Origin of the sequence: Stenotrophomonas chelatiphaga (assembly GCF_001431535.1) — a bacterium.
Lineage (GTDB): Bacteria > Pseudomonadota > Gammaproteobacteria > Xanthomonadales > Xanthomonadaceae > Stenotrophomonas > Stenotrophomonas chelatiphaga.
In genome coordinates this window covers 1-9,438 of the sequence record NZ_LDJK01000077.1, presented here as the reverse complement: position 1 = coordinate 9,438, position 9,438 = coordinate 1, and the positions used below count along the sequence as shown (strand labels likewise).

Sequence of the window (9,438 nt, the reverse complement as noted above, 5' to 3'; positions counted from 1 at the left end):
GGTAGCGCCGCGCCATGCTCGGCGGAAACCATCAGATCCCCTTTCTGCCGATATCCGCCGACCATGGGTCGGCGCTACCAAGGCCTCCATGAGAGCGGGGTCCCTGCCACTCCTTCCGCCGACCATGGGTCGGCGCTACCAGGCCCCCATGGACCTGTCGAAGGCGGGTCGGGGTGGCTGTGCAGGACCGTCTTTTCGCATGGATGCGAAAAGCGAGCTTACACGGACGTACTTGCGGCGTGTCCTGCACAGCCACCCCGCCCCGCCAACCCACGGCCCCGCAGCTTTTGACGTTGACGTTGCCGTTGCCGTTGCCGTTGCTTCCGACCGCGCGCGCGTCAGCGCGCGGCCACCATCAACCGCCGCCAGTGCAGCAGTGCGACGATCGCGTTGATCCAGTAGCCGACGTACAACAGCGCGGTCAGCTGCAGGCCGCCGGCGTAGTACAGCGGCACCGCCAGGGTGTTCACCAGCAACCACACCCACCAGCATTCCAGCTTGCGCCGCATCATCATCAACTGGCCGACCATGCTCAGCAGCAGGATGCCGGCATCCACGTAGGGCGCCTGCCCGTCCGTGTGGCGGCTGAGCATCCAGCCGTACCCCCACGTGCCCGCCACCACCAGAAGCACCAGCCACGGCCACGCAGAGGCGCGCAGGCGGGTGATCGGCAGCGGCGCACCCTGGTTGCCGCGCAACCACTGCCACCAGCCCAGTGCGCCGACGGCGATGAAGAAGCCCTGCAGCGCCACCTGCCCGTACAGCCGCGCCTGCAGGAACACCACCGCGAACAACAGCCCGGCAATGATGCTCATCCACCAGCCATGCACGCTGTTGCGCCCGGCCAACAGGATCGACGCGGCCGCCGCGACGTTGGCGGCGATTTCAAGCTGGAACGCGGGGTCTGAGAAATCCATGGGCCATTGTAGTGCGCAAAGAAAAAGCCCCGCTTGCGCGGGGCTTCCTTGTCCTGCTGTCACGCGTTGAAGCGTGGAATCAGAACTTGTACTGCATCGACGCAGCCAGCACGTCGCCGCGGACCTTGTACTTGCCGGTCAGCGAGTTGCCCTGGTTGTTGGTACCCGGCTGCACGAACAGGTTCGGATCGCTGGTCAGCAGGTGGGTGTAGCCGAAGTTGTATTCGACGTTGTCCGACGGGGTCCAGCCCAGGCCGATCGACAGCCACTTGCGGCTGGTGTCCGGCACGCGCACGTCGCGGTGGGCGTCGGTGGTCGGGGTCTGGTCCAGTGCCACGCCGCCACGCAGGGTGACGGTATCGCTCAGCTTGAAGTCGGTACCCAGCGACACGAAGGTGGTGTCGCGGTAGCCGAACTCCAGCACCGAATCAGGCTGGGCCGACGCGTAGTCGATGACCACCTGGTCGAACGCGGTGGACCACGCGGTACGGGTGACATCACCCATCACGGTCCAGCGGTCGTTGATGTTGTGGGTCACGCTCAGCGTGGCCGACGCCGGCAGGGTCACCGTGGCCTTGCCGCTGGTGGTCACGAAGCGACCCGGCTGGGCCACGGCCAGCACGGCAGCGGCGTTGGACGGCACGTCGAAGGTGGCGTCGCCGCCGGTGATCTTGTGCTCGACCTTGGAACGGTAGCTGATGCCGATGTGGGTGTTCTCATCCGGGCTGAACAGGCCGCCGACGGTCCAGCCGACTGCATTGTTGTCGCCTTCCACGGTCAGCTTGCCATCGGCGCTGCCCGGGGCGAAGCCCGGTACGCGGGACTGCGCCAGGGCGGTGCCGAAGTCGATGTTGTTGCTCAGTTCGATGGTCAGGTGTTCAACGAACACCGATGCGCCGAAGGACACGTACGGATTGACGTCATAGGACATCGCGAAGCCGAGGTCGATCGCCTTCAGGTCGGTCTTCAGGCCGCTGTAGCGACCCACCCAGCCGTCGTCGTAGTCGGTCTTGAAGCCGAACGGTGCGGTCAGCGACACGCCGAAGTGGGCCTTTTCGCCGATCGGCATGTGGAAGTAACCGGCCGGGACCGGAGCGATCATGCCGGCGTCGCCGCCGTCACCACCGGTCTGTGCAGCGCCGGTCGGCTTGCGGCCGGCACCTTCGAACTCGGCCTTGAAGCTGATCGCGCTCAGGTCGCCCTGGATCACGCGGCCATCGAGCTGGCGCATGCCAGCCGGGTTGGCGGCGATGATCGAGGCATCACCCTCGGCGCTGCCCGAACCTGCGAAGGCGCGGCCGAGGCCCTTGGCACTCTTTTCCGCCAGCTGGAACGCGGCTGCGTTCGCATCGGTGGCGGCCAGGACGCCGGCAATGCCGACAGCCAGCATCGTAATGCGGGCAAAAGTAGAAGCGGTTTGCATCGTTTTATCTCTCCGGAAAGCGGTTGTTTGCTCTGCATGCGCCTGCGTCCCCCTTAGGCCAAGGCCCTCCAGGACGCGCCGGATTCCCCTCCCGACATACGACGCCGTATGCGAGTATTACCCAGACGTGTTAATGAAACAATAACAGATAGGGTGCATTTCCAGCTTAAAAACTGAATGCGCAGACCTCCGCCATCGGCTGTCGAGATACCCTAGCCCCCATGTTCCTGTCGCTGCCCTCCCGTCGCAAAGCCGCCCTCCGCTGGGCGACCCCGCTGCTGTTCGCGACGGTCTGGCTGGCCTTCCTGTGGTCGATCTCGCGCCCGCATGAAGCGCGCAGCAGCCTGTGGATGGACTGGGGCGCGCTCTCGGCAGGCCTGATGCGACCACTGGACTGGTGGGCCACCCTGCAGGACGGCAGCGTGCTGCGGCTGTTCACCGCGCTGTTCCTGCATGCCGACTGGTCGCACCTGCTCGGCAACCTGGTGTTCCTGTTGATCTTCGGGCTGCCGGCGGAGCGCGTGCTGGGGCCGTGGCGGCTGATCCTGCTGTTCCTGTTCGGCGGGGCGTTTTCCAACCTGGTGGCGGTGTACACCATGGGCACGCCGGACCAGATCATCATCGGCGCAAGCGGCGCGGTATCGGCCCTGATCGGGACCTACCTGGCGCTGTTCCCGGGGGCGCGCCTGGGCGTGGTGATTCCGCTGGGCCTGTTCCTGGAGTTCGTCCGCGCGCCGGCGTACCTGTTGATCGGCTTCTGGGCGGTGCTGCAGGTGGTGTTCGCGCATATCGGCCCGAGCTTCGGCATGGTGGCCTGGTGGGCGCATATCGCCGGGTTCGGCTTCGGGGTGGTGTACGGCGTGTACGTGCGTGCCGCGATCGCCCGCCGCCTGCGCAAGCGCCAGGGGTTCTGACGCGCTTGCGGTAGTGACGGCCGCTGGCCGTCGTGCGTGGTGTGGTGGGTGACGACCGCTGGCCGTCGTGCGTGGAGTGGTGGGTGACGACCGTTGGTCGTCACGCGCTTCGCTCTGCCGCTGCCTTCGGCGCTACCGCGGCGCGGGTTTCGGTAGTGACGGCCGTTGGCCGTCAGGGCTTGACCGGCGGTTCGATCGGCTTCACTTCCGGCTTCACTTCCGGTTTCACTTCCGGCTTCACTTCCGGCTTCGCAGCCGCCTTGTCCGCAGCGGCTTTGGCCGCTTCGGCCTTCAGCCGCGTGGCGACCGAACCGGGTGCCTTCAATTCGGCCAGTGCGTCGTTGATCGGGCCGTCGCCCGGCAGTACGTCGCCGGCCTGGTAGCCTTCTTCGCCTTCGCCATCCCCGTGCAGGTGGCCCGGCAGGGTCGCTTCGCTGAAGTCGGACAGGCTCGCAGGCAAGGCACTCTCGCCTTCCACCGGGGCCGGCTTGAGCTCCACTTCCGGCACGATGCCGGTGGCCTGGATCGACTTGCCGCTCGGCGTGAAGTACCGCGCGGTGGTCAGCTTCACCGAATCGCCGTTGTCCAACGGCAGCACGGTCTGCACCGATCCCTTGCCGAAGGTGCGGCTGCCGATCACCCGCGCACGCTGGTTGTCGCGCAGGGCGCCGGCCAGCACTTCCGATGCGCTGGCCGAACCGGCATCCACCAGCACCACGACCGGGGCACCCTTCAACAGGTCGCCGGGCGTGGCATCGAAACGTGCATCACTGATGCTGATACGGCCACGCGTACTGACGATGTTGCCTTTCTCGATCAGGTCGTCGGCCACCTGCACTGCCGCGGTCAGCAGGCCACCGGGGTTGCTGCGCAGGTCCAGCACCAGGCCCTTGAGCTGGCCACCGGCCTGCTTGGACAACTGCCGCACGTGCTTCTGGAAGTCGGCCGCGGTATCGGCCTGGAAGGTGCTCAGGCGGATGTAGCCGTAACCCGGTTCCAGCATGCGGCTGCGCACGCTGGTCACGCGGATGGTTTCGCGCGCCAGGCTGACATCGAAGGGCTTCGGCTTGCCGTCGCGCACGATGGTCAGCACCACCTTGCTGCCGGCCGGGCCACGCAGCGGTTCGCTGGCCTGGATGGCGCTGATCGGCTTGCCGTCGATGGCGATGATCAGGTCACCGGCAAGGATGCCGGCGCGTGCGGCCGGGGTGTCGTCGATCGGCGAGATGATCTTCAGGCTGGCGTTGTCCGGCTGCTGCTGCAGCTCCACGCCGATGCCCTCGTAGGCGCCGTTGGCCTGCTCGTCGAAGGCTTCGGCGTCTTCCTTGTCGAAGTAGGTGCTGTGCGGATCCAGGTCCAGCAGCAGGCCGCGCACCGCGTCCTGCATCAGCTTCTTGTCGTCGACCGGGTCCACGTAGGCCGCACGCACCGCGTTGTAGACCGCCACGAAGCGCCGGATCTCCTCCAGCGGCACTTTCGACGTAGCCGCCTCTTCGCTGCTCGCGGCGGTGGACGGCTTGGCGTCGGCGGGGACGTCGGCAGGGGCGGCTGCGGCTGGTTCGGCCTGCTGGGCCAGCGCCAGCGAAGGCATCATGGCCAGCAGCAGGGTGGCGGTTCGGGCTACACGCATGAAGCACTCCTGGGGTCGATTTCGAATGCTCCGGTGAAGTGCGCGCACGACCGATGCAGGTCCCGATTATGCGTCAGGTGCCGGTAAATTCCCGTTGAATATCCGACGACCTCGCGCGCGACGGTTCAGCGACGCTGCAACCAGCTGTCCGGGTTCACCGGCTGGCCACCGCGGCGCAGTTCGAAGTACAGCGCGGTGACGCCCTGCCCGCCGGAATTGCCGACCTTGGCCAGCGGATCACCCCGCTTCACCGCAGCGCCGGCATCCTTCAGCAGGGTGTCGTTGTGTGCGTACAGGCTCATGTAGCCGTTGCCGTGGTCGACGATCAGGATCATCCCGTAGCCGGTCATCCAATCGGAGAACACCACGGTGCCATCGGCCACGGCAGTGACCGTGCTGCCGGCGGCCGCACCGATCAGCACGCCGCTGCTGGTGCGGCCGTCCGGCAGCTTGCCGCCGTAGCGGGCCAGCAGGTTGCCGGACAACGGCCAACCCAGCCCACCAACCCGTGGCGCAGGCGCGGCGGCGGCCACCGGCGGCACCTTGGTGGCACGCGGCGGCGGCGGCGGACGGCCTTCGGCCACGGCGCGGTCGGCGGCGGCTTTTTCTGCTGCTTTTTCAGCGGCGCGCTCGGCGGCTGCGCGTCGGGCCGCGGCACGCCGTTCGGCTTCGGCACGCGCGGCGGCGGCACGCAGGTTGGCCAGCAGGGTCTCCAACGCTTTCGCATCCTGGCCGAGTGCCTTTTCGCGTTCGCTGCTGTCCTTGAACTGTTCGTCCAGGGTGGCCACGGCCTGCTCGCGCTGGCGACGGTCGTTGGCCAGCGCAGTGGCCTGCTGTTTCTGCTGCTGGCGGGTGGACTGCAGCTGCTGCTGGCGTTGCCCGATCTGCGCCTGCAGGGTGTCCAGTTCCTTCAGGTCGCTGGTGATGTCATGGATGCGCTGGCTGCGCTCGCGCTGCAGGTAGCGGTGGTAGGCCAACGAGCGGTTGCCATCGGCCACGGTGTCCTGCGACAGCAGCAGCTTCAACGGCGCATGGTTGCCCAGCCGGTACGCGCCGTTGAGCAGGCCAGCCAGCTCCGTGCGCTGCTTCTGCAGCCCGCCCTGCAGCGCAACGCGGCGTTTCTCCAGGTCGGCCAGGGCGCTGTTCTGCTCCTGCAGCGCCGCTTCGGTTTCGGCCAGGGTACGGCCGGTGCGCGCGACCTTTTCATCCATCTCGCGCAGCTGCCGGCTGGCCTGGCCGCGCTGGTTGTCCAGCTGCCTGCGCTCCTGCGCGACACCCTTCAGTTCGGTACGCAACTTCTGCAGCTTGCGCTCCGCTTCGCGGGTGGACTGGGCACCGGCCGGGAGCGCCGGCAGCAGGCTGGCGGCGATGACGAGCAGCACGCCACCGGCCAGCACGGGCCAGCGGGTGTTAGCGATGCGTGAGGGAAAAGCATTGTCGCGCAAGGGCGTTCCAGTGACTTCAGGCAGATGCGGTTTCCAGTGCAACATGGTGACATCTTTGCCGGGCGGCCGGCCAGCCGCATGTGACTGACAAGGAACCTCTCATGAAAGCCTCATCCCTGACCCTGGCGCTCGCGCTCGCCCTTGCCGCGGCCGCCAACCCGGCAGTGGCACAGGAAGACATCAGCAAGGTCAACGGCAGCATCAGCGCCGAATCCGGCCAGCGCTACGGCGACCTGGATACGGTCAACGGCAGCATCCGGGTCGCCGACGGCGTGGAAACGGGCGACATCGAGACCGTCAACGGCAGCATCAAGGTGGGTGACGGCGCGCGCACCGGCAGCATCTCCACCGTAAACGGTGGCGTGCGGCTGGCGGGCGGCGTGATCGCGCGCGGCAACGTGGAGACGGTCAACGGCAGCATCTTCGCCGACCGCCGCAGCCAGATCGAAGGCAGCGTGGAGACCGTCAACGGTGGCATCGGCCTGGTGGAGACCCGGCTCGCCGGCGATATCGAGACCGTCAACGGCGATATCACCGTCGGCGTCGGTTCGGTGGTCAACGGCGGTATCCACATCAAGAAGCCCAGCTTCAGCATTTCGCTGACGCCGAACCGCAAGCCGCGCGTGATCATCGGGCCCAATGCGGTGGTCAACGGCGCGCTGCAGTTCGAACGCGAGGTGGTGCTGTACGTGCACCGCAGCGCGAAGACCGGCCCGGTCAGCGGCGCCACCGCGGTCCCCTTCGACACCGATACCGCCCCGGAAAACTGATTCCATGCCGGGCCTGCGCCTGCAGGCCGGCTTCACTCCCTGCAGGACCTGACCATGCCCCGTAAATTACTGCTCTGCCTTGCCCTCACTGCGGCACTGACCGCCTGCAAGGGCGAAGACACCGCGCCGGCGGCCACCGCTCCGGCCGCCGATGCCAACGCCGCCACTGCGCCGGCCAGCACGCACACGTTCTCGCCGGAGATCAACGCCGCCGACTTTGCCGAACTGGTGAAGACGCTGGCCTCGGACGAGTTCGAAGGGCGCGCGCCCGGCAGCAAGGGCGAAGAACTGACGGTCAACTACATCCGCGACCAGATGCAGCGGATCGGCCTGCAGCCCGGCAACGGCGACAGCTGGTTCCAGGACGTGGCCATGACCGAGACCACGGCCGACGAAACCACCTCGCTGAAGATCGACCAGGCCGGCAAGGCCAGCGAGCTGAAGTTCGGCACCGACATGGTGGTGGGCACGCGTACCGGCCAGACCGAAGTGAAGGTGGACGGCAGTGACATCGTGTTCGTGGGCTACGGCGTGGACGCGCCGGAGCAGCAGTGGAACGACTACGCCGGCCAAGACTGGAAGGGCAAGACGGTGGTGATGTTCGTCAACGACCCGGGCTTCCATGTCGACGACGCCAAGCTGTTCGACGGCAAGCGCATGACCTACTACGGCCGCTGGACGTACAAGTTCGAAGAGGCTGCGCGCAAGGGCGCGGCTGCCGCGCTGATCGTGCACGACACCGCCGGCGCGTCGTATGGCTGGGACGTGGTCAAGAACTCCTGGGCCGGACCGCAGTACGACCTGCCGGCCAAGAATGATCCGGAACCCCGCCTGCCGGTGCAGGGCTGGTTGAGTGCCGATGCCGCCAAGGCGCTGTTCGCCGGTGCCGGGCTGGACCTGGCGCAGGCCTACAAGGACGCCAACAAGCGCGGCTTCAAGCCGGTGCCACTGAACGCCAAGCTGTCGGTGGACCTGAAGAGCACCACCGCCGAGAAGACCTCGCGGAACGTGGTCGGCGTGCTGCCGGGCAGCAGCCGGGCCGACGAAGCCGTGCTCTACATGGCGCACTGGGACCACCTTGGCAAGCATGAGGGCGAAGCGGACGACAACATCTACAACGGTGCCGTGGACAACGCCACCGGCGTGGCCGGCATCCTGGAAGTGGCCGACGCGATGATGCACCAGGATCCCAAGCCGGCCCGTTCGGCGGTGTTCCTGGCGGTGACGCTGGAAGAATCGGGCCTGCTGGGCTCCAAGTACTACGTCGCCCATCCGACCTTCCCGCTGGACAAGATCGCCGGTGTGATCAACATCGATGCGATGTCGGTGGCCGGCCGCGCCAAGGACATGACGGTGACCGGTTTCGGTAGTTCGGAGCTGGAAGACATCCTCAAGCCGCTGGCCGCCGCACAGGGCCGGACGCTGCATGGGGAGTCGGCGGTGCAGAGCGGGTTCTACTTCCGTTCCGATCACTTCAACTTCGCCAAGGCGGGTGTGCCGGCGCTGTATGCCGATGGCGGCGAAGACCTGCTGGAAGGCGGTGTGGAAGCGGGCCGCAAGGCCGGCGAGGACTACGGGCGCAATCGTTACCACGGCCCGAAGGATGAGTTCGACGCAGCCACCTGGAAGCTGGACGGCACCATCGAAGACCTGCAGTTGCTGCACGGCGTGGGCAAGGAACTGGCCGCCGGCGATCGCTGGCCGAACTGGTACGAAGGCAATCCGTTCAAGGCGGCGCGCGACGAGATGATGAAGGGCAAGGCCGCTCCGGCAGCCAAGTAAGCGCCGGTACTGCCGATGTGTATCCGCGGCGCCCTTCGGGGCGCCGTTTTTTTTGTGTGCGTTCGATGGCCAGCGGCCGTCACTGCCGGGCATGTGTACCGGGCAAGAAAAAACCCCGCTGCGTGAGCAGCGGGGTCTCTCGTTTGAACCCTGGCGATGACCTACTCTCGCATGGCTTGAGCCACACTACCATCGGCGCAGCTGCGTTTCACTTCCGAGTTCGGGATGGGATCGGGTGGTTCCACAGCGCTAATTTCACCAGGGAGACGTTGGGAGCAGCGCCTATGCGCCAGCTCACATGATTGCCCTTGGGCGGCAGGCACGAAAAACAGGTGCCTGCAAAAAAAGAAAAACCCCGCTGCGTGAGCAGCGGGGTTTTTGGGTATAAACCCTGGCGATGACCTACTCTCGCATGGCTTGAGCCACACTACCATCGGCGCAGCTGCGTTTCACTTCCGAGTTCGGGATGGGATCGGGTGGTTCCACAGCGCTAATTTCACCAGGGAGGCTTTTGGAGTGTCGCCGCAGAGCGTGTCTTTGCAGGGAGCGGGCATGGA

Annotated in this window: 7 protein-coding genes and 2 rRNA genes; 3 read left to right on the top strand and 6 right to left on the bottom strand. The window is 66.6% G+C overall.

Translation table 11 applies throughout. The features are described from left to right. Nucleotides 1–338 precede the first annotated feature (338 nt). Both pnuC and ABB28_RS15035 read right to left on the bottom strand, forming a co-directional pair. Nucleotides 339–917, bottom strand: a complete 579-nt coding sequence (pnuC, locus tag ABB28_RS15040; RefSeq protein WP_057687193.1) for a nicotinamide riboside transporter PnuC — start codon at nt 915–917, stop codon at nt 339–341. Between the two features lie 79 nt (nt 918–996). Next, a complete protein-coding gene (locus ABB28_RS15035; RefSeq protein WP_057687192.1) occupies nt 997–2,340 on the bottom strand; it encodes an outer membrane protein transport protein in 1,344 nt (447 codons plus the stop codon). 221 nt (nt 2,341–2,561) lie between these two features. On the opposite strand from ABB28_RS15035, the gene ABB28_RS15030 reads away from it, so the two are divergent. Continuing rightward, nucleotides 2,562–3,254 carry a rhomboid family intramembrane serine protease gene (locus tag ABB28_RS15030; RefSeq protein ID WP_057687191.1) on the top strand — a complete coding sequence of 231 codons (693 nt, stop codon included), beginning with the start codon at nt 2,562–2,564 and terminating at the stop codon, nt 3,252–3,254. A 172-nt stretch (nt 3,255–3,426) separates the two neighbouring features. Here ABB28_RS15030 and ABB28_RS15025 read toward each other — a convergent pair whose 3' ends face one another. Together ABB28_RS15025 and ABB28_RS15020 are read right to left on the bottom strand one after the other, a co-directional pair. Next, nucleotides 3,427–4,884, bottom strand: coding sequence for a S41 family peptidase (locus ABB28_RS15025; RefSeq protein ID WP_057687190.1), 1,458 nt, complete (start codon nt 4,882–4,884; stop codon nt 3,427–3,429). Between the two features lie 125 nt (nt 4,885–5,009). Then, a complete protein-coding gene (locus tag ABB28_RS15020; RefSeq protein WP_057687189.1) occupies nt 5,010–6,329 on the bottom strand; it encodes a murein hydrolase activator EnvC family protein in 1,320 nt (439 codons plus the stop codon). Nucleotides 6,330–6,430: 101 nt separating this feature from the next. On the opposite strand from ABB28_RS15020, the gene ABB28_RS15015 reads away from it, so the two are divergent. Both ABB28_RS15015 and ABB28_RS15010 read left to right on the top strand, forming a co-directional pair. Beyond that, nucleotides 6,431–7,099, top strand: coding sequence for a DUF4097 family beta strand repeat-containing protein (locus ABB28_RS15015; protein WP_057687188.1), 669 nt, complete (start codon nt 6,431–6,433; stop codon nt 7,097–7,099). 54 nt (nt 7,100–7,153) lie between these two features. Then, nucleotides 7,154–8,881, top strand: a complete 1,728-nt coding sequence (locus ABB28_RS15010) for a M28 family metallopeptidase (protein ID WP_057687187.1) — start codon at nt 7,154–7,156, stop codon at nt 8,879–8,881. Nucleotides 8,882–9,029: 148 nt separating this feature from the next. Here ABB28_RS15010 and rrf (ABB28_RS15005) read toward each other — a convergent pair. Beyond that, nucleotides 9,030–9,144 (bottom strand): 5S ribosomal RNA (rrf, locus tag ABB28_RS15005). Between the two features lie 126 nt (nt 9,145–9,270). Beyond that, a 5S ribosomal RNA gene (gene rrf / locus ABB28_RS15000) occupies nt 9,271–9,385 on the bottom strand. Nucleotides 9,386–9,438 lie beyond the last annotated feature (53 nt).

Coding starts and splice junctions, on each gene's coding strand:
- ABB28_RS15030 (WP_057687191.1), top strand. CDS start 2,562: ATGTTCCTGTCGCTGCCCTCCCGTCGCAAAGCCGCCCTCCGCTGGGCG.
- ABB28_RS15025 (WP_057687190.1), bottom strand. CDS start 4,884: ATGCGTGTAGCCCGAACCGCCACCCTGCTGCTGGCCATGATGCCTTCG.
- ABB28_RS15035 (WP_057687192.1), bottom strand. CDS start 2,340: ATGCAAACCGCTTCTACTTTTGCCCGCATTACGATGCTGGCTGTCGGC.
- ABB28_RS15010 (WP_057687187.1), top strand. CDS start 7,154: ATGCCCCGTAAATTACTGCTCTGCCTTGCCCTCACTGCGGCACTGACC.
- pnuC (WP_057687193.1), bottom strand. CDS start 917: ATGGATTTCTCAGACCCCGCGTTCCAGCTTGAAATCGCCGCCAACGTC.
- ABB28_RS15015 (WP_057687188.1), top strand. CDS start 6,431: ATGAAAGCCTCATCCCTGACCCTGGCGCTCGCGCTCGCCCTTGCCGCG.